The 21,255-nt window shown below is 37.5% G+C and carries 16 protein-coding genes; all 16 read right to left on the bottom strand.

What is annotated here, in order from left to right:
* Positions 1-97 precede the first annotated feature (97 nt).
* The 16 genes from csn2 to BUA02_RS04350 all read right to left on the bottom strand — a co-directional run bounded on the left by csn2 (position 98) and on the right by BUA02_RS04350 (position 21,253).
* Positions 98-772, bottom strand: a complete 675-nt coding sequence (gene csn2 / locus BUA02_RS04430) for a type II-A CRISPR-associated protein Csn2 (protein ID WP_072701379.1) — start codon at positions 770-772, stop codon at positions 98-100.
* Positions 769-1,074 carry a CRISPR-associated endonuclease Cas2 gene (gene cas2 / locus BUA02_RS04425; RefSeq protein ID WP_072701377.1) on the bottom strand — a complete coding sequence of 102 codons (306 nt, stop codon included), beginning with the start codon at positions 1,072-1,074 and terminating at the stop codon, positions 769-771. The genes csn2 and cas2 overlap by 4 nt, the downstream gene beginning before the upstream one ends.
* Before the next feature lie 11 nt (positions 1,075-1,085).
* Positions 1,086-1,955, bottom strand: a complete 870-nt coding sequence (gene cas1 / locus BUA02_RS04420; protein ID WP_072701375.1) for a type II CRISPR-associated endonuclease Cas1 — start codon at positions 1,953-1,955, stop codon at positions 1,086-1,088.
* Positions 1,952-6,100: a type II CRISPR RNA-guided endonuclease Cas9 gene (cas9, locus tag BUA02_RS04415; protein ID WP_072701373.1), complete on the bottom strand. Its 4,149-nt coding sequence runs from the start codon at positions 6,098-6,100 to the stop codon at positions 1,952-1,954. The genes cas1 and cas9 overlap by 4 nt, the downstream gene beginning before the upstream one ends.
* Before the next feature lie 260 nt (positions 6,101-6,360).
* Positions 6,361-6,648 (bottom strand): acylphosphatase, encoded by a 288-nt coding sequence (locus BUA02_RS04410; RefSeq protein ID WP_072701372.1) that lies wholly within the window; start codon positions 6,646-6,648, stop codon positions 6,361-6,363.
* Positions 6,649-6,710: 62 nt separating this feature from the next.
* Positions 6,711-7,454 carry an aminoglycoside adenylyltransferase domain-containing protein gene (locus tag BUA02_RS04405; protein ID WP_072701370.1) on the bottom strand — a complete coding sequence of 248 codons (744 nt, stop codon included), beginning with the start codon at positions 7,452-7,454 and terminating at the stop codon, positions 6,711-6,713.
* Positions 7,455-7,898: 444 nt separating this feature from the next.
* Positions 7,899-8,231, bottom strand: a complete 333-nt coding sequence (locus BUA02_RS04400) for a PBECR3 domain-containing polyvalent protein (protein WP_083572651.1) — start codon at positions 8,229-8,231, stop codon at positions 7,899-7,901.
* Positions 8,232-8,596: 365 nt separating this feature from the next.
* The gene (gene rlmD, locus BUA02_RS04390; protein ID WP_072701364.1) at positions 8,597-9,901 is read right to left on the bottom strand and encodes a 23S rRNA (uracil(1939)-C(5))-methyltransferase RlmD; all 1,305 of its coding nucleotides are present in this window, start codon (positions 9,899-9,901) and stop codon (positions 8,597-8,599) included.
* Positions 9,902-9,962: 61 nt separating this feature from the next.
* Positions 9,963-10,361 carry a hypothetical protein gene (locus BUA02_RS04385; RefSeq protein WP_072701362.1) on the bottom strand — a complete coding sequence of 133 codons (399 nt, stop codon included), beginning with the start codon at positions 10,359-10,361 and terminating at the stop codon, positions 9,963-9,965.
* A 157-nt stretch (positions 10,362-10,518) separates the two neighbouring features.
* On the bottom strand, positions 10,519-12,663 hold the full coding sequence (locus BUA02_RS04380) for a glycoside hydrolase family 2 (protein WP_072701360.1): 2,145 nt from the start codon (positions 12,661-12,663) through the stop codon (positions 10,519-10,521).
* Between the two features lie 49 nt (positions 12,664-12,712).
* A complete protein-coding gene (locus tag BUA02_RS04375; RefSeq protein WP_072701358.1) occupies positions 12,713-14,581 on the bottom strand; it encodes a glycoside hydrolase family 35 protein in 1,869 nt (622 codons plus the stop codon).
* Positions 14,582-14,847: 266 nt separating this feature from the next.
* A complete protein-coding gene (locus tag BUA02_RS04370) occupies positions 14,848-16,461 on the bottom strand; it encodes an ABC transporter substrate-binding protein (protein WP_072701356.1) in 1,614 nt (537 codons plus the stop codon).
* A gap of 250 nt (positions 16,462-16,711) precedes the next feature.
* Complete coding sequence (locus tag BUA02_RS04365; protein ID WP_083572650.1) at positions 16,712-17,635, bottom strand: carbohydrate ABC transporter permease; 924 nt, start codon at positions 17,633-17,635, stop codon at positions 16,712-16,714.
* Positions 17,636-17,656: 21 nt separating this feature from the next.
* Complete coding sequence (locus BUA02_RS04360) at positions 17,657-18,613, bottom strand: ABC transporter permease (protein ID WP_072701354.1); 957 nt, start codon at positions 18,611-18,613, stop codon at positions 17,657-17,659.
* 234 nt (positions 18,614-18,847) lie between these two features.
* On the bottom strand, positions 18,848-19,897 hold the full coding sequence (locus BUA02_RS04355; protein WP_072701352.1) for a LacI family DNA-binding transcriptional regulator: 1,050 nt from the start codon (positions 19,895-19,897) through the stop codon (positions 18,848-18,850).
* A gap of 90 nt (positions 19,898-19,987) precedes the next feature.
* Positions 19,988-21,253 carry an HD domain-containing phosphohydrolase gene (locus BUA02_RS04350; protein WP_072701350.1) on the bottom strand — a complete coding sequence of 422 codons (1,266 nt, stop codon included), beginning with the start codon at positions 21,251-21,253 and terminating at the stop codon, positions 19,988-19,990.
* Positions 21,254-21,255: the final 2 nt, after the last annotated feature.

Below are 21,255 nucleotides of genomic sequence, written 5' to 3'. Positions count from 1 at the left end.
GTTTAGTACCTTTCTTATCTAACAAGGTTCTCAAACCTCAAATTATAATTCTCACCGAACCGTCCCATTAGGTAAATGGTGTTAGATAACGCATTTCTTATGCTTTCCAAAAGCATAACTCTTCATCTAAAATAAATAAATTTGTTTGCTCTGGAATATCTTTTATAGGAGACGAATTAATAAGAACAATATTTATCTTATTATATCTAGCGTCAACTAAAATCTCCGATAATTCTTTTTCACTAACAAATCTATTTATATCAGCAATAAAAATAGTATCTATTTTACACGCTGATTTCAACAACTTCATGTATATATTTATTTTTTCGCAAATATTGTCGCAAGGATAGTCCATCTGAATATTTTCTATCTTAAGTAAATCTTCAATACTTATATGATCTTGAAATGATATAGAATACTGTATATTTTCAGATATCTTTTCAATATACATTTGAATAGCGCCGCTAACATCTAAAAAATCTGAATAAAAATTTTCTCTAATTTCATCTTCTATTTCTTGATAAAGTCTTGCCTTAATCTTTCTACTATTTAAATCAATAGAGAAAGGCTCAATAATTAATTCTGCATATTTTTTGATATCAATGCTTTTCTCTTCATCATATATTGCAGATTCACCTTCACCATAATTAACCAACATATACAAATCTGCTAATATTGCACTAAATGCATTTCTGTTTTCAATTTGTATAATAGTACTTTTGTCTTCTTCTAAATTTATCGATATAGAATACGGATCATATGCGAATCTCATAAAATCACTAACCTCTCATCGGTTGTTAACGTATCAGACTTAAATTCACCTACTATATATTCCGATTTAGCAAATTGTTTTTCAGTGACTGTTAAAACCTGGACCAATCCTTCAGGTGGTCTATTCTTTCTAAGCGATTTTACTACTGAATCGGCAGCCACTGGATTTTGAACTATTTTACTGTAAATTGATTCTTGCAACATAAGAAAACCACTTTTAATTAAAAATTTTCTAAAAGTGGCATATTCTTTTCGTTGTTTTGCTGTTTCTACAGGCAAATCAAACATCACCAGCATTCTCATATATCTATAGCTCATAAGAAATCATAAAATTTAATCAAAGAAACATCTTCATCATTAAGTGCATCAAATATACTTTTACAATATATTTTTACTGCATTTGCTACATATTCTGTTCTGCTTCCTATTTTTACTTCACTATTAAGAATATTAACCAACTCCATTTTTTGTTCGTGCTCAAACGACGATAATTGCATATCATACACCACTTTATCTACCAGTATTCTAAATGGCTCCATTAGATCAGAAGCAAGATTAAATTGGTTAAACATATTATCATGAAACAATCCAAGTTGTGTAATATAACCATTAGAAACAACTTCTCTAGTAAAGGATGAAAGAACTATACTATATCCATAATTAAGCGCCGCATTTATAGGTATATCTGTTGTTCTGGTAAAATCCTTTCCAAAAAGAGCATTAAAATACACCTTTGCTGCATGACCTTCTCGATTAGACTCATCCGCAAATTGTATTTCGGAAATGTAACCATCTAATAGCTCTGACTCATTTTTGTCCAACTCTCTCAAAAAATCTCTCTGCTTTCTGATTTTCTCAGTTACTATCTCCGTCCAAACTGCTTTTTTGTTCTCTTCAGTCCATGCAATTTGTGATCTAATTTTTTCACTGGTATCATGTGAGCCATAATAAGGAATTAGTTCAGACGATGGATTCCTCCTTTCATCGCAAAAAATTACTTTGACTTTCTTTTTAGTTAATTCACACATGAGTGCAGCCGTAAAAGACACCGCTGTAGATTCAATAACAAGGGTGCCAATCTCATTTAAAAATATCTTTGTAGTTTCCATTCCTCTTACTACAAGATATCCCATCTGATAATCTAATTTTGCTCCACTCGATATTACTACTGTTCTCCAGCTCATACCTTTAACAAATCAACTTTTCTTTCATAAAGCCCAAGTGTGGATCTTTCTACCAAAAATACTTTTTCATAGTCGGATATCGCATTCTTTATTCTTAATACACCCGCATGCGCAACTCCCCCAACTTCCTTTAAGTCTATGAGATTAGCAGATTGCACAGCTGAATTAACCCACAAAACAATTTGCATTATCACATTACACTGTTGTTCAATGGATAATTTATCAAATATAGAAATGCCTTCATTTACTACAGTAAAAATACTAGACTTTTTATTCTTATAAATGGTATTCCCCAATTTATCGGTTAACTCCAAATACAATTTCTTATTGTTCTCAGAAGTAATAACCTTACTACCCTCGGCAATTTCATCAAAGTCAGAAATGTTACATGCCTTATCTACCTTTTTTAGATATGCTGTCGCCCATTTAGAAAGATACAATGGAACAAAATCTTTTAGATAGATATAATTACCTGTTGCACCGCCAACAAGGTATGTAAAACCATCCACACTAATTGTCGAATTAAACCTTATTGGATATAACCTTATTGAGAAGTCTTTTATTTCAGTTTTAGAATTATCCTCCTTTACTTTCTCATGCAAATATTCGGCTAATAAAGCACTATCCTTATTGCAGTCTCCCAAATAAATTGGAACACCAACTAGCTGTCTAATTTTCTTGTTTTCTTTAACTGAATATTGCACAAGCGCATAAGCAGTATTAGCGATAGAAGTTATTCCGCCATACTTAGAAACATCTTTTAATCTACTATCAGAAGTTTTGGTTGGATAATACGCGTTAGGGTTACTCTGTGCCTCTTTAGCAGAATAGATAGTTGCCTTATTAGATATTCCGCCATGAACCATATATGCTTTTGCTGTTAATAACACTGATGCCTTAGACATAGTAGCTCTAACTTTTTTAATTGTTCCTGAATCATCACCAACCTGCGGAACCCATGCAACTTCACCATTTCTTTCAACACGATAATTGAAAATCTTGTCCATGTGATAGTGATATGAAGGATCTTTCCACTTCTTGCCAGCTTCTTTTATAAAATTCAAAGGATTAGCTGTAAATTTTACATAATAAGTATTACCCACAACTATATTTAAATACGCGTCGTGAGCATGATGGCAAGAATTCATACATCTTACTTTCGGAATATCATATTTTTGTCTAAAAGAACTAACTACATTAGCCTTTGAAAATACTACCTTTGTACTAGGAAATACTTCCTTTAAAATTTGAGTGATAGCCTTAGTTCCTTGTCTGGTTTCAACAAGTTGTCTAGCAATAAAGTCAGCCTGCTCTTGCTCTGTAAATTCCGTAGTCCTTAATAATCGATCATACTTCTCTTTTGAGATAAACCCCTTTCTGAGAAGCCCTTTCCACATTGGAGCCATTCTAGCCTGTATAGAAGAATCTAATGGATAGTCTCCCCCTTTAATATCATTATTAATTTCTTTTTCAACCAAAACCAAATTATTATCTAAGCTATCATCTTTGATGTAATGTCTAGGGTATATGTGGTCAATATCATATCTACTATTGTTGCTCAAAAGATTTTCAAGATCAATTTCATTTCCTGTATACATGCTCTTACCATTCTGTAAGTAATATAGATACAGTTTCTTCTGCCTAAAATCATGTTCATCATATTTTCCAATGGCATCTAGAAATTCCTTTTGACCTTTATACAAACTTTCTAGCTTTTTCTTTCTAGATTCTGTTCTTTTACCCTTTTCGCTATCCTCTCGAGGCATTTCAACAAATATCTTTTCTGGCTCTTTATGAGTAACTTGATATATTTCTTTAAGTATTTTTATTGTTTGCCATACCATTCTTTTTACAGATGGTGATAAATATAATTCGCTTAAATCATCTTCATTCCATTCAAGCAATTCTTTTTGTTTTTTTAAATTTTTGCTCTCTAGTGCTTCCTTAAAAGAATACGAAGAGCTAAGTAATTCCATCAGGTTGTTATTAGTTTCCCACAGTAGAATAATTATAGATTTATCAGCCTCTGATGATCCTGATTTTCCAGGCATCTCTAAAAATTCCCTTGATAGATTTCCCCATCCTGAGAATTTAAAGCCAGATATACGCTTTATAACATTCGCATCTAAGCTATCTCCATATGCTTCAGTTATCTTTTCTTCTAACACCTTTCTGTCATCACCAAATACTGTCCCCCAGAAAATTATCTTTTCTATCATTTCCCTATTTGAGCCATATATATTCTCTCTTCCAAATATTGGTTCAAACTTATTCATAGACGATAGATAATTTTTAAAATCTCCATCGATTCCGCTTATAATCTCATCCTCAGAGTCATCTTTACTAATTATCCCTTTACCAACAAGATATTTACACAGAGTTTTTCGCGTTACTTTCTTGCCTCTCATGAATAAATCATTGAATATATCTTGCTTTTCTTCTACAGAAATCTTATTTCCGTACACACGTAAATTATTGAGTTCATTAAGTACCGTAAACTTTTCATATAGTAAAGATTGTTTTGGAAGCGCTTTTTGGTCATGTAAATAAGTGCAGTTCCTTAACATTCTAACTATAAATTTCTCTGCTGCTTCATTTACATCTATCTTTTCGTTTATATTCCATGGATAAATTGGGCCATTTGCAATTCTTTTTGCCCACACATTATATCCTGGCTGATCAAGATATTCTTGCCCCAGTGGTCCAACATAATAAGGAATATTGAACATAAACATTTTAAGTATACGTTCTGACGTAGTGAATCCAGATTCATCTTTTTCACAGAGAAAAGGTAAATAAGTAGATGCATTATCCAATATCTGTTTCATTTCTCGTGCATGAACTTGATTAGGAATAACTCCGTTAGAACCTGTAAGTTGCTTAGGCATAAATATTCCTTTTTCAATCCTATCAAGTATATAAGCAACTCTTTGGTCTTTATCCGCTTCTGCTGGAAATTTCTTGATTATATTTTTAATTGTCTTGTATACGTCTTCCTGACTTCTTCCCTTATTGCCATTCCTACGAGTTTTTTCATACTTGGAATTTACGCTACCAATGTACGCACTATAATTCCCTTCTTCCATCTTTCTAAAAAAGTCATCGTACGATTGAATATCATATTCTTTAAAAACCTGTTTAAGTATGATAAGGTCTTTATGATGTGCATCATAGTCCGCTACTCGTGCATCAGAAATATAGGTCTCACCTTTCATGATATTTGCTAGTAGACCAATGTCATATATTTCTTTAGCTGCCGCTACTATTTCAAAGTAATCATCCCCCACTAACTCTATTGCCTCAGTAGCTTCCTCTTCATAATTACTATCAGAAAAAGATAATGAAAAGTTTTTGTTATCCTCTTCAATCAGTTCTCCGAAAATGTTGCGCAATTTTCCTTTCATGCCGCAACATAGCTGCAATATTTCGTATGCTTCTGGATTAGTCTTTTTTGAGAATTCAAATAAGTTTGATAGTTTCTCTAACTTTTCCCTTTTTGATAAATTTTGACTACTCAATATATTTTGCAATTCTTCTGTACTTACTTCGTTAGGAAAAGCAATATCAAAATAACTAGCTACGTCAACTAAGGTCTTGTAAGCCTCTGAAATATTGGCGCCTTTGGAATCTATACTTAAAGAATTATTTAAAAAATTGCCTCTATGCTTAAACATATTCAACAATGCCAAATATACCAATCTAACATCGTGTGGAACGATTGGGTCTTTTTTCAACAATTCTGAACGTAAATGGTATATAGTCGGATATTTTTTAAAATATTCCCTATCTGTAAATTCCTTGTCATTGAATACAGAAAAACTCTGTTTGTTTTCCTCGCTCCTATCTTCATAAAAATATTTACTTTCATCCAATCTGAGCATAAACCCAGAATCAATCTTTTGAATTGCATCAGCGAAGCACATTTTTAGATAATTAATTCTTGCCACTTCTCTTTGGCGTCGCCGACGGCTTACTCTATAAGAACGGCGGTCTGCAGCTGTCTGTGCAGATGGGAACAGCCTAGCCCCCCACATATCTTTTCCTTTTGCTCGCAACAAAGCATAGTTTTCATCAGTAACAGCCCAACCAACTGATTCTGTTCCCATATCAAGTCCAACGTAATACTTTCCAGCATTATTACCCATATAATACCCTCCAAACTAGTTTAATTGACATTAGTATATTTAATGATATAATTTATTTATCTAACAAGGTGAGTGCAAATAAGGCTTAAGCCGACATCGTTTGCCCGCATTGTGCGGCATATATGTTAAGATTCTAAGACTTTGAGATATCTCAAAGTCTTTTTATATTCAAAATTATAATACTTTATATTCAATCTACTGTATTTTATCTATAAATAATCTATTAACTCTTCATCAATTATGTAAATAAATCATTTATGCTAGTCCCCATAAAATCCTCTCTCGTCCTCGATTACCGGAATCGACTTCACATCCATGCGCTCGATGTTAACGTAAGTTCCTTGCTCGATCATTTGGAATACTCTATCAATTTGCTGCTCCGTTCCTTGAATCTCCATGGAAACTGAACCGTCGGGGTTATTACGTACCCAGCCCGTTGCGCCAACAAGGTTGGCAGCGTGAACTGTTCTGTATCTAAAGCCTACGCCTTGAACAAAGCCATATACAGTTATGGCTTTTCGGATTATCTTTTCATCATAGTCTGACATACTATTTTTCCTATATTCATGTTTTCCCTCCAAAAATGAGCCATAGGGACGGGGTTTGTGGCTCATTTTATTTCATTAAGCATATATTCTGCGTAGCTCTTAGCTAGTTCAAAGTCGTATTTTTCTTTGCTATTCTCTGCATACTCACTCAGCGCAGATTTAATCAGTGTATGATACTCTGTGGGAACATTATCCAAAGCCCACTCTCCACCTTCCTTCTTGGAAAGGATCAGTTCTTCTTTCTTATAAGCTAGTACCCTAGCTAGATTGAGCGTGATGTACATGGTGTTATCCACAATATCTTCCCCAGCTTCTGCTATATCATCCCATATTGAAGCCATATAATCAGCCTTTGGAACTTCAGCAAAAACTTCCTCAATTGGAAATCCCCAGAGGCACTTACCTCTTTTAGTTATTATTGTAAAATGTGCCGCAATATCTGTGTCTTCGCCCTTCATCTTCTGAATGTAATCCTCTGGATTATCATTGTACCAGCCAAGATGTGCTACAGAGAAGTGTAGTTCAAATGGCGTTGGATATACAAAAGGTTTGCAAATAGCTTTTGTAACAATGCTCATTTCAATGCCCTTTGCTGGAGCCATCTTATTAAGCTCCACTATCATATCCATAAAACTGCGCTTAGTACCATCAGTCATTGGCTCATTTACTACAACTATCAGGTCTAGGTCGCTTTTTTCTGGATTAAAGCAACCCATAACGGCTGAACCGTGCAGGTAAATACCTGTCAGATTATCTTTTATTATTTCTTGGGATTTTATTATGAATTCTTGTAATAGTCTTTCCATGCTAGTATTCTCCCCATTTTCAACAAAATAAAAAGACATGCACTTCATTACGAAACACATGTCTATATCTTACCATAGTCAAGCCTTTGAGGCACTTCTCAATTGCAGATGGCTAAACATCTATCACAAGTCCATAGAGATATCTAATCTTCTAAACCAAACGGTTCATCCCTTCTAAAATGATAAAGAAAAAGAACGAGCAACCCGCACACTGTAACATGATCCGCGGTAAAAAACCCGTTCCCAAAGAATCTATTATTATTCAGCAGCATCTATCAGGATCTTGACATTATCCGCTGTATAAACACATATCTGTGTTTTATGAAAAACATTTGGATGGGCGGCGTATCCATCATATCAGGTTCCACTAAGGGAGCGCAGGGTGCCTTTCCTGCTCGTCAAATGTTCTTATGCCTGAAGTATATCATCGATATTTTCGTATAGTCAAGTAATTTTAATAAGCCTCCCAGATTCAACATAGGAGTCAAGTTTGCCTTTCTTTATGTCAAACATTGTCGCAACAAAATACTGATTTTTCTTAACATCAAGTTTTATTGTGATAAATATATTCTCCTTATAGCATTTTACCATTTCAAATGATGTTCCATTCAGTCCTATATAATCAGGATTAGTGATTATTTCCGGTAAATCATCTAAATATTTAGCTGCTTGAAAATGATTTTTCTTTATAAGATGAGCAAATAGTCCCTTTGAACGAAAAATAGTAAAAGCTTCATAATCAGTAGCTAGATACTGATTATGCTCTGTATTAAACAAAGCTACTGCAATTATTTTATTGAATGCTTAACCCATGGTCCAGGATTTAATTCTTCAGCTATATCTAGTTCTTTTAATGCTTCGTCAACTGATGGTAGCACTCCTTTTCTCCTTTTTTAATTAACATTTGTTCTATGCATTTTATATATTTACGCTTTCAAGTCAATAGCCGTAAACTCCCCAGGAAGCCTATCGCCTTCCCACGAAGGATGCTCATCAAACTGCTTTAAGCTAAATCCACTTTTTATCATCGAATTTATAATTTCGCTTATCGTATATTTTCTATAGCTACATTTTGGCATTTTCTTTCTTGTTTCTTCATCAAAGAAACGCGCATGAGCTACTAACCCCGTCCCCATGGCTCATCAGGTCGTTTTCGTTAAGAGAACGACCGTCTCAATGCTCCTAGTAAATGGGAACATATCAACCGGAACTGCCTTCTCAACCTTAAATCCTTTCTTGGTCATGATACCAAGGTCTCTTGCAAGAGAGTCTGGGCTACAGGAGATATATACTACCTTCTTTGGTCCAAGAATCCTTAGAGATTCAATGAACTCTGGTGTAGAGCCTGATCTTGGAGGATCCATGAATACGAGATCTACCTTATCTCCTGACTCAGCCATCTGCTGCATGAATCTTGTTGCATCATTCTCATAGAAAGTAATATTCTTTACTTCATTTATCTTGGCGTTGAGCTTGGCATCCTTAACGGCATCCTTGTTGAGCTCAACAGAAATAACCTCTTTTACATGAGGACTTGCGATGATACCGATGGTACCAACACCGCTATAGCAGTCAAGAGCTACTTCATCTCCCTTTAGATCTGCCATCTCAATTGCTGTATTGTAGAGAATCTCAGTCTGTATAGGATTTACCTGATAAAAAGACTTAGGACTGATCTTGAACTTCATGCCACAGCAAATGTCATAGATAAAGCCTGGTCCATACATAGGCTTTTCTCTATCTCCAAGAACCATGCTGGTCTGCTTGTCATTGATATTCTGAACGATCGTTGTGATCTCAGGATGCTCTTTTCTAAGCGCCTTAACAAAATTGTTCTTTGAAGGGAAAATAGGTGAAACTGTAACCAGAACAACCATGATTTCCCCTGTATGCTTGCCTATTCTGATAAGAACATGGCGAAGGAGTCCAAAGCCATTGTCTTCATCATATGTCTTGATCTTAAATGACTTGAGCATTCCACGGATAGAAGCAATAATGGCATCTGCCTTCTGATCTTCCAAAAGACATGAATCTATAGGCACAACTTCATGGGTGCCTTCTCTGTATATACCAGATAAAGGATTACCCTTCTTGTCATGGGTAAATACTGCATGAACTTTACATCTATAGTGCTCTGGCTCTTCCATTCCTACAAATGAAGCAACTCTTGTAAATGGTTCAAGAAGCTCCTGAACATGCGCATGCTTCTGACGAAGCTGCTTGTCATAAGGAGTATCGATCATCTGACAAGCCCCGCACTTCTTAAAGTATGGGCAACGGCTCTTCTTGCTATCAGCATTTGCTTCCTGCTTCTTAGCAAATCTTGAGCTCCCCTTTACTACTGCCTTAGATGCAACCTTAGACGGATACTTTTTTCCACCATTATTTTCTTTTTTAGGTCCTCTTTTTGTATCTTTCTTTGGACCATAATTTCTTTTCTCTGCCATAAATTCCTACCTCAAATAAAACGCAAAAATAGGGGATTTGTCTAAATCCCCTAGTGAAATCTTACTTCTTTTCTTCCTCATAATCATCAGTACTGTTTTCGAACTTAAGTGAAGGCATCTCCATATCTTCACTATCTTTGAACGCTGAATCGCTTCTCTTGCGGATGCGCTCTGTCTTGATCTCTTCACCGTAGTCCTTAAACTTGATACCTTCGATTCCCTGAGCAAGCGCCTTGGCTCTTGCAAGCTCACCCTTGTTGATCTTGAAGGTGCATACGATCTTGCTTCCACTTCTATCGAATAATCTCTGTAAAAAAGATCTGTCCTGCCACTCAATAAAATATGAAATACGATGAGCAAGGAAACGCTCTTCTAATTGCTTTTTGCTCTCAACACTATATACTCTGCAAAAAGGAACCTCGTTATTAAAAACCTGACTATTCTGGATAATTGATGACATAAAAACCTCACAAAACTTTTTTTCCTGCAGAAAGACCTGCTTCAATAATAAATTATAGCGTAGTAATAAAATTCTTTCAATGTGTTAAACTTACCATTCAAAGTTGTAAAAGAAACGCAGATGAAAATAATATCATCTGCGCACTGATTCAACAATATCAAATATTTACCTTTGAGATAATGCTGGATTTTTCGCCGTTTACTTCTCTGACTACAACGTTTATCTTGCCTGTAGCAAGTCTTCTGATGTAGACTACAAGCTCTCCATTGAGTGTCTTACGGTAATTGGCTGTATAAGGTGTAAGATCTGAAAGGTCTCCGTTATCGATTCCTGCAAGTTCTCCAGCACCAGTTACCTGAACCATGATATCCTTGTCTTCCATACCTTCAGGAACTTTTACGATCACCTGGAATAAATATCCGATTTCCTTGTGGTTTTCGATAAATTCATCCTTGAAGTTCATATCAAGGCACATTTCTGGTTTCCAGAGTTCTACCTTAACTTCGTCAGTCTTTTTCTCTTTAATCCTCGTTCCGCCCCAAAGCTCAGCTCTAACATTGAACTCTGGCTTAGGGAAACCAGCTGTTGTGATAAATCCTGAAGATGCACCTCTTACAGGCCATCCAAGGGCCTCGCCCAAATAATCTATTCCAGTCCAAAGGAACTGTCCACAGATATAATCATTGTCTTTTACAGCATTCCAAGCTTCCAGACTGTGACTATTCTCGCTTCCAAGGAATGTCTTCTTAGGGAAGCGCTTGTGGTCCTGCTCATAAAGATGTTCTTTATAGTTGTAACCAACAACATCCAGCTCATCGATAAAGCCAATCTTGGTTGAAAGCTCTGGAAAAGCAGCAGCCACAGTAACTGGTCTTGTGCTGTCTTCATCCTTGACTATATTTGCAAGCTCTTTTACAAGAATGGCAAGTCTCTCCATATTTGGCTTGTTTGGATCGTACTGTCTCTCCTTGGCTGGCTTATTATTGTCGTTATTGCCTGTCATCTCAGTGAACATTGGATGGCAATATGGATCATTTGGATAATCTATCTCGTTACCAACGCTGTAGATGATAACTGAAGGATGATTTCTATCTCTCCTTACCATTGTGCGAAGATCGATCTCATGCCACATTGGGAAGTCTTCGTAATAGCCTTGATGCTTTGGCGGGTAGACATTGTGGCCTGTTGACCATTTATTTTTGGGATTCTCCCACTCATCAAAGGCTTCATCCATCATCATAAAGCCCATCTCATCGCACAGGTCATAGAGTTCTGGCATATGAGGATTGTGACTGCATCTGATGGCATTACAGCCCGACTTTTTGAGAAGCTCTAGTCTCCTTCTCCATACCTCTTTTTTCATGGCAGCACCGAGACATCCGCCGTCGTGGTGTACACACACGCCCTTAAATTTCGTACTCTTCTCATTAAGGAAGAATCCCTTATTTGGGTCAAAAGAAAAAGTGCGGACACCGACTTTTCTGGTGTCAACGAGATAGCTCTTGCCATCAACAGAAAGTCTGGTTTCCAAAGTATAAAGATATGGTGAATCAGGTGACCATAGCTTTGGAGAATTAAGATTGCCCTCTAAAGTTACTGTCTCAGTGCTTCCCTCAAGAGCATTTAATTCTCCCTGCATTACAAGAACATTTTTGCCATTGTTATCAAGGAGAGTACTCTGTGATATGATCTTTGTCTTCTTTTTCTTGCCTGCTCCAGGTATTCCGCAGAAGATCTCATTCTTCACCATAACCTTGGCAACATTCTTTTTCCCCTGCTTCTCAACAGCTTTGCAGGAAAAGAAAATGCCATTATTAACAGGTGCAACCTTCTCGGATACAACAAGTGATACTTTTCTGGTAATACCACTTCCTGTAAACCATCTGGAATCTGCTATATCTGTGTGGATAACCTTGACACTTATCTCAGTAAGCTCATCGCCAAAGCTTGCCTGCTGAGAAATGTCATAGGAAATCTCTGAATAGCCGTAAGGTCTTTTACCCATGTAATAACTGTTGACCCACACCATGCTATTCTTGTAAATTCCATCAAAAACAAGAGTAAGTCTCTTGTCACGGTACTCTTCCGGAATACGTACAAATAGTCTATACCAGGCTATTCCCCCGCGCAGGTATCCCGTACCACTGGAGTATTCCTTAGAAAATGGTGCCGACACTGAAAAGTCATGAGGAATAGTAACATCCTCCCAGCTACTGTCATCATAGCCCTTGTACCATGCATCCTCGCATTCCCCATAGTGGAATTTCCAGTTATTAGTGAGTGTAATTCGTTTTGTATCCATGTTCCCTCATATTTTTTGCTAATATTATATTCACAAGGAATTACTGCTCTCAGCCTATATCGTGTGTATCTTTTAATTCGATAGTGTCACGAACCTTACCATCAGTCTCAAATACGATAATCTCGTTTGTACCCTCTTTGAGAAGTGGTCCAGGTATGTAAAGTCTCTTCTGAGGTCCGATCTCCCAGAATCTACCAAGATTAAAGCCGTTGATGAAGATCACACCCTTGCCCCATCCTTCAAAATCAAGGAAAGTATCACATTTTTCATCTGCTTCAAATGCGAATTTGTAGAAGGCAGGAGTATTCTCTTTGTATTCCTTCGCGAAATCTATTTTATCAGTATTGTCAAGTGGCAGTGTATAGATGTCCCAATCGTTATGAATGTGGCCGTTGATCTGCACACATCTGCCAATGCCCTTTCTCTGAGTCTCCATTCTAGGTCCGAAGTTAACTCTTCCCATATTTTCAACGAGAACATCAAACTTCTCATTAAGTCCAGCAAAAGAGCCTGTAGAAAGGCCTGCTTCACCTATAGCTTCTGCTGCGTTTTCAGGACTTAAGCCCTTCTCCATCATAAACTTGCCTGCGAGATTGCGTGCAGCCTCACTGCATGCAAGATACTTTTCCATAGGAATATTGTGTTCTTCCTCGAGTTCACGATCATAGAGTGTGATAAGTGGATTCTCATCCACAAATACATTTGCTCTATCTGCTGTCTCCCAAAGACGAAGCTTAGCAATTCCTGCTTCTGAATGAAGTCTGCTTCTATAAAGGATATATCCGTAGCTTTGGTCAAGTTCTTCCATGTTTACAGTGTATGGAAGATGTACAGGTGTGCTAAGGTCATCGATTACAGAGAATAAGCTGACTTTGTCTGTGCATGTAAGCTTACCATAGCTCTTTCTCTTGATCTGTGTACTGAACTTAACCTCAGGTATAGGAGCATACTTAGAGATAACCTCTTTGTATTTTAGATACTTTTCTGTGATCTGTCCATCCTCTGTGAGAATACCATCATAATCATAGCTTGTAACATCCGGAGTAAGTTCGTTGTAATAGTTTGAACCATTTGTAAATCCAAAGTTTGTGCCACCCTGGAACATATAAATACTCACGTTTCCAAGCTCAAGCATCTTATCAAGGTCTTCTGTACTCTGTACAAGATTGCCCTTCATATGTCCGCCATTGCCCCAGTGATCAAACCAGCCAACCCAGAATTCAGCGCACATAAGTGGGCCGCCATTTGCGTAATCCTTGATAACGTCAAATCTTTCTTCAGTCTTGGATCCGAAGTTTCCTGTAGGATGTACGTCTCCTACAGAACCACCGCGGAAGCTCTCATGGTATGGACCGTCTGAAGAAATAAGTGGTACTGTAACACCATTTTTCTTCATAAGATCTCTCATGAATTTCATGTATTCATGGTCATTTGCATAGTAGCCATATTCGTTCTCAACCTGCATGAGGATGATGTTTCCACCGTTGTCTACCTGATACTTTGTAAGCTTTGGCATAAGAACGTTGTAATACTCTTCTACTGCATCAAGGAACGGTTTGTAGCTTACACGAAGTCTCATATTTCTATCTTTTAAGAGCCATGCTGGAAGTCCACCAAATTCCCACTCTGCGCAGATATATGGAGAAGGTCTGATGATGATATAAAGTCCAAGCTCTGTAGCTGTCTGAATGAACTTCTCAATATCAAGCATTCCGTCAAATACGAATGTTCCTCTCTTTGGCTCGCAGAGATTCCATGGAATATAAGTTTCTACAGTATTGCAGCCAAGAGCCTTTAATTTCTCAAGTCTGTCTACCCAATATTCAGGTACTGTTCTGAAGTAGTGAAAAGAACCTGAGATTACCTTAAATGGCTTGCCATCTAAATAAAAAGTGTCTTTGATTTCAAATCTGCTCATAATAGATTTCCCCTTTATATATCCTCTTTAACGATTTGTTCTTATTTATTTGCTCCAGCATCCGTTGAAACCCATAGATAAAAACAAAATTTATGTAAACTATTTTGATGTCAAAAGTTTCCTTTTCATTAATAAAGGGAATACTGCTCCAATAGAAACAGTATTCCCTTTTTACCTTTATACTTATCCTTCTAAGGATGTTCTGATCTCGCTATGCTCGCCAGAACTAAGTAGTACACCAGGGTCGAAAGAACCTCGCCAGGTGATTACTTATAAAGTGCATCAAACTGTGCCTGAAGAGCTGCAGTTACATCATCAATACCAGCCTTCTTAAGAGCGTCCTGATATTCAGCAACGATCTCTTCTGCTGTTCCTGTGTACTTACCGAATGCAATCTGCTTCATGTAAGTTGTGTGGATATCATTGATGTTATCAATCTTTGACTGAATGTCATCTACATCAGGAACGAACTGTCCATATGGATAGTCGATCTTGATCTTGTCATACTCTGAATAGAGCTTCTCGATAGCATCCCAGTTAAGAGTTGCATCCTTAACTTCGAGATCATCGTTACGTCCCCACCAGTAGTTAACTGAGATTCCGTCTGTAGCTGAGTTGTATCCGTCTGGAGTCTTTCTCATGCCATCTTCTGTGATCTCGTATGATACGCCTTCAACACCATAGTTGAAAAGTCTGTAGCACTCTGGATCATTTCTGATAAGGTCATAAACCATAAGTGCTCTCTCAGGGTTCTTAGAAGCTGCTGATACAGCCATAGCACCGTGTGTGATTGAAAGAGCTACAAGGTTCTGAGACTCTTCACCAAAGTAGAAGAAGCCTGTCTCTGCCTTAGGATCATCATAGATTGTGTAACCATCTTTGTGTGAGCAAAGATCTGTCCAAGTCTGTGTGTGGTGCTGCTCAGCTGCTACACGACCAATCTTGTAATCTTCTCTGTTATCTGAAGTTGTGTTGTTAAGTACGTCTGTCTTCCAAACGCCGATCTCATCCCACTCCTTCATCATCTTAGCAAACTCAACAAGTGAATCTGTATCTGTTACATAAGGTGAATATACTGTGTAAAGGTCATCCTTTGTACCACCCCACATAGCGCCACTGTTGATACCATCGATAGGTACATAGTTAGAGTGAGATTGGATCCATCCACCAACCATTGTAGCGTACTGTGTTCCGTCTGAATCCCAAGGAATAACGTCTGGATATGTCTCTTTTACATACTTGAAGTATGTTGTAAGATCTTCCCAGCTCTTTACACCATCTGCAAGACCAGCTTCTTTAGCCCAGTCAAGACGATAAGCGAAACCGTGGTTAGTCCACTGTGCATAGTTATCTTCTGGTATAAGGTAGATGTTGCCATTGTATTTACAAAGATCCCAGTGCTCAGGTGATACTGATTCCCATGTCTTAGGAGCATATGTCTTAAGCATATCCTCTGAAAGCTCAAGGAAAGCACCATTCTTTGCATTTGGCCAAGCATCAAGCCAGTCAGAAGCTGTACCAACAAGGTCTACAGTTCCGTCCATACGTGCAAGTGTAAGGTTGTAGTTTGAAAGATAATCTGTCCAGTCGATGTAGTAAACTTCGAGCTCAGCGTTAACCTTCTCTGTAAGGATCTTGTTAAGCTGCTCAAGCATTGCATCTGTCTGGTTTCCTTCTGGAGCACCACCAGTTGTCATGTATGTGATTACTACATGCTCTGATGTGTCGATGTCAGCTGCTGATGCATCTGCTGATGTTGCAGTACCATCTGTTGCAGTCTGATTTGCTGCTGTCTCACTACCAGTGTTAGATGAGCCGCAAGCTGCGATTCCCATTACCATGCTTACGCTAAGTAATGCTGCTAATAACTTTTTCTTCATTTCTTTCCTCCTTTAGTAAGAAAATATCTGAACTCACATTGTGAGTTACATACATTATATTGTTTTTTGTATCCCGTTAAAATATTTGCCCCGTTGATGTATAAGAAAGTTCTGCTCTCGCTTGATAGAACAAGGAAGTTCTGCTCTCGCTTCGCTATATACTTGATAGAACAAGGAAGTTCTGCTCTCGCTTCGCTCGCCAGAACAAACTTCGTTTCTAGGCTCGTAAATACCTCGCCAAGAACTCAGTTTAGCCTTTTACTGCACCAACTGTAATACCACCAATAAAGTATTTCTGAACGAATGGGTAAAGGAATACGATAGGACCTGTAGCCATTACCGCTGTAGCCATCTTAAGTGACTCTGTAGGAACATCTGTAAGTGTGATGTACTGTCCTGCAATTGAGTTCTTAAGAGCCTGTGTTTCATTTACTACCTTGTAAAGCTGGAACTGAAGAGGCTTAACTGCAACTCTTGAGCTAAGGAAAAGTGATGACTGATACCACTCATTCCAGTAACCAAGTGCAAGGAAAAGACCTATTGTAGCAAGTGCAGGCTTAAGCATTGGAAGGATGAGCTTTACAAAAATTGTAAGGTCTCCAGCTCCATCGATCTTACCTGACTCTGTGATCTCATGAGGAATAGCTTTAACGAAGTTCTTCATAAGAATGATAAGCCATGGTGACATAAGAAGTGGGAAAAATACTGCTAAATAGCTGTCATTAAGCTTATATGTCTGTGTCATCAGAAGGTAATATGGTGCAAGACCTGCTGAAAACAGTGATGTAAAGTAAATATAGAAGGAAATTGCATTTCTGAGAGGGAAATCCTTTCTCTGAAGCGCATATCCTGTCATTGCAATAATAAGAAGTCCACATACTGTACCGAAAAGTGTAAGAGTAATTGTAAGACCATATGACTTCCAGATCATTCCTCCTCTTACAACCATCTCATAAGCCTTAAGTGTGAAATCCTTAGGAATGAGCTTAACACCTTCAGCTCTGATAACTGCTTCATTAGTAAAAGATGTACCAACAATAATTAGGAAAGGAAATACGCAGGCAAGTGCGTAAAAGGTGATCAGTACATATCCTACAGTTCTAATAATAATATCTGATGTTCCAAGTTTAACTTTTACACCAGTCATTTCTACTTGTTCATTCTTTTTAGACATTTCTTCTGACCTCCTTCTTTCTTAGAATAATGAATAATCTGGGTCAATCTTCTTAACAATGAAGTTAACAGCCATAACCATTACAAAACCAATGATTGACTGATAAAGTCCTACTGCTGAAGCCGTAGAGAAGTTGAAGTCTGTAACAGTAGCTCTATATACGAATGTCTCAATAATATCTGTTGTTGAATAAAGAAGTGAATTTGTTCCAATAATGTTGTAGAACAGACCAAAGTTACCTTTAACGATTCCACCAAGAGCAAACAAAAGAAGAATTACGATTGTTGGCTTAAGTCCTGGAAGAATGATGTATCTGATCTTCTGGAATGCATTAGCTCCGTCAACCTTGGCAGCCTCAATGATCTCTGCATCAATACCACAGATAGCTGCAAAATAAACAACTGAGTTGTAACCTGTCTGCTGCCATAAGTGAACGATTACAAGAATCACTGGCCAAACAGAAGCATCTGAGTATGGACCCCATTTTTCTCTTCCAAGTGCTGTAAGGATCTCATTTACAAAACCGTAGTCATAGTTCAAAAGGTTATAAACAAGAATTCCTACAAGAACCTGTGAAATGAAATATGGAAGGAACATCATTGTCTGTGATACTTTTTTGAAAAGCTTGCCCTGCATCTCATTAAGAAGAATAGCTACGAAGATAGCAAGGAAGTTACCCAAGATAATAAATGCGATATTATAAAGGATAGTATTCTTAGTAAGCTCAAACAATTTACCAGACTCAGCAAGGAATCTAAAATTGTCAATTCCTACGAACTTACTTCCGAAGATACCGTCACGATAGTTATATTTTACAAATGCTACCCAAATACCCGGCATTGGCATATAACTAAATAAAAAGAAAAATACTACTGCAGGCAAGCACATAAGCTCAAGTACTCTGTATCTCCAGAGTGTTTCCCAAACAGTGCGCTTTTTTACTCCTGTAGTAGAGGGTGTTTTGTTACTTTTACTCATAATTTCCTCCTACTTGCTATCAGTTGTGTACTAATCACAGTCCCCATATTGTGCATTATTACTTTTTGCAACCGATTTCATATTATTATTTAATCACAATTGCCTAGATATAGTCAATTGAATTTTTGAAACCGATTGCAAATTTGTCATTATGCAACAAAACAGGGGAAGTTCTTTATGAAACATCCCCTGTTTTTTGTGAATTATGCCAAAGATTGTATACAATAATCCAGTTCATCCTTTACATGGTCCGCTGCTCTCTCTCAAAACAAGCCTTGGATCTATCTTCTGTATCTTTTCTACCTCTTTTCCTTCAGCTGCTCTGATAGCAGTATCTATGAGCAATTTGCCATATGCAACATAATCATAGTCAACACTTGTAAGCTTTGGAACTGTAAGATCAGCAATATATGTGTTATCGAAACTCACAACCGAAATATCTTCTGGAATATGAAGCTTATGCTCTCTGATACTTCTAAGTGCTCCACTGGCTGCAAAGTCGTTGATAGCAATGATCGCAGTAGGTCTATCATCAAGAGAAAGGATCTTGTTAGTAGCATCATATCCCGTCTCTGGGTCATAGGTACCGTTTACAACGTACTCTCCACGTTCTTCTATGCCATATTTTCTAAGTATCTCCTGATACATCTTATACTTGTTAAAAGTTGAAGCAACTCTCATCTCACCGCCAACAAGTGCTATCTTCTTGTGGCCTAGTCCGATAAGATGCTCCATTACCAGATTCATAGCACGTGACTCATCAATAACCACACTATGAGCTGGTGTCTTATCAAGCTTACCTGTCACGATCACAGGCGTATTATCACAGATGCCTCTTACTTTTTCTGCATAAGAGTCATCTGTTATAAGATCATCAACACTTCCGCCCATCTGTATGATCGCATCAACTCTCTGCTGAAGCAGTACATCAAGCTCATTTTTTTCTCTCTCACTAAATCCAAGAGAGTTAACAAGACCTACGCTATATCCAGCCTTTTCAGCAGCAATCTCGCATGACACAAATAGCGCTGAATAATATGGGTTTCTCACATCTGCTGCAATGATGCCAATGTTCTTGGTTGCAGTATCTGACAAACCTTTAGCCAGCGCGTTAGGCTTAAAGTTGTATTTTTCAATTATTTTTTGGATTTTTTCTTTTTTCTCTTTACGAACAGACGCACTTCCAGTAAGTACTCGAGATACAGTGGACGCAGATACTCCTGCCTCCGCTGCTATATCATATATAGTGATTGTCCTGGCGGTGTTCAGTCTCTCTTTTTCCATAAAGGCTCCGTCTTGGGGACTGTCTGAAACCGATTTCAATTTAATATTACGCAATCAAAAAACTCTTGTCAATAAAAAAATCGTTTTTTATTAAAATCCCATATACACGCCAGGAATATCTTCTTCTGTAAGGTTGAACTTGCCATAGCTTTCGTCGTTATCTGCTGTCTCCATCTTAACAACGTTAACATAGCCATCGTTGATCATATCAACCATATAAGTAACAATCCTAGGGTCAAACTGAGTTCCTGCCCCCTTTTGAATCTCCTCTATTATCTCGTCCTTGTTAAGATGCCTTCTGTATACACGGTTACTTGACATAGCATCATAAGCATCAGCTACGCCAACAATTCTTGCAAAAAGAGGGATCATATCCCCTTTTAGTCCATCCGGATATCCTGAACCATCATATCTCTCATGATGGTAAAGAGCTGTCTCTCTTACCCCCTTAAGGGAAGAAAGCTGAACAAGCATCTTACCGCCTGCCACGGTATGGTTCTGGATCATAGTTCTCTCTTCTTTGGTAAGGACTCCAGGTTTATTGAGCACTGCGTCTGGAACACTGATCTTACCAGCATCATGTAAAAGACCTGCATAATAGATATTCTGAATGTCATCCTCAGGAAGTCTCATTCTCTTTGCAATCTCTGCTGCATACATGGCAACTCTCTTTGAATGACCCCTGGTATATGGATCCTTGGCATCAATGAAATTGATGAAGGTATTCATAGACTGAAGGATAATCTTGATGTCATTCTTTTGCTTTTCACGGTAATTTCTGAAATTAAGTCTTGTAACCAAAAAGCCAATGAATACAATAGCCCAGATACCAATGAATACCTCTACTATTCTTCTTGCCAGGCTAGTGTTATTATTTAGAATCTTGTAGCCCTGTAAGTGAAGGCTTGTTGGAGAAAATGCCTCTTTTGCTGAAACAATGATACCAAAAGTAATATTGCCATCAGATAAAATGGTATTGTTATAGCTTGTAGGTTTGATAACTAAAAGACCAGTGCTCTTATCAAGCTCTGCTTCTGATCCCCAGTAATTATCAAGAACTGATCCTGCAGGAACCTGAATACTAATAGTCCAGTTAGCAAGATCATACTTATCAGCATTAAAGATAGTAAAATCGAACTGATTGGCTACACCAACTGCTGAATCCCATGTACCAGATACCACCATCTTGGCGTAAGTACTGTCTGAAAGTTTGGCACCAGTGAGGCTTAGATCTGTTTCTTCTACTGAAGCCACATTATTTTTGGAAATTATGTCCTGAACAAAATATGAAGATATAAGTATAACAAGTATTATAAATAGAACTATGACAGTTCTAAAAGTTCTATCAAATTTCATAA

The organism is Butyrivibrio hungatei DSM 14810 (assembly GCF_900143205.1).
Lineage (GTDB): Bacteria > Bacillota > Clostridia > Lachnospirales > Lachnospiraceae > Butyrivibrio > Butyrivibrio hungatei.
This window is presented reverse-complemented; position numbering and strand designations above follow the sequence as displayed.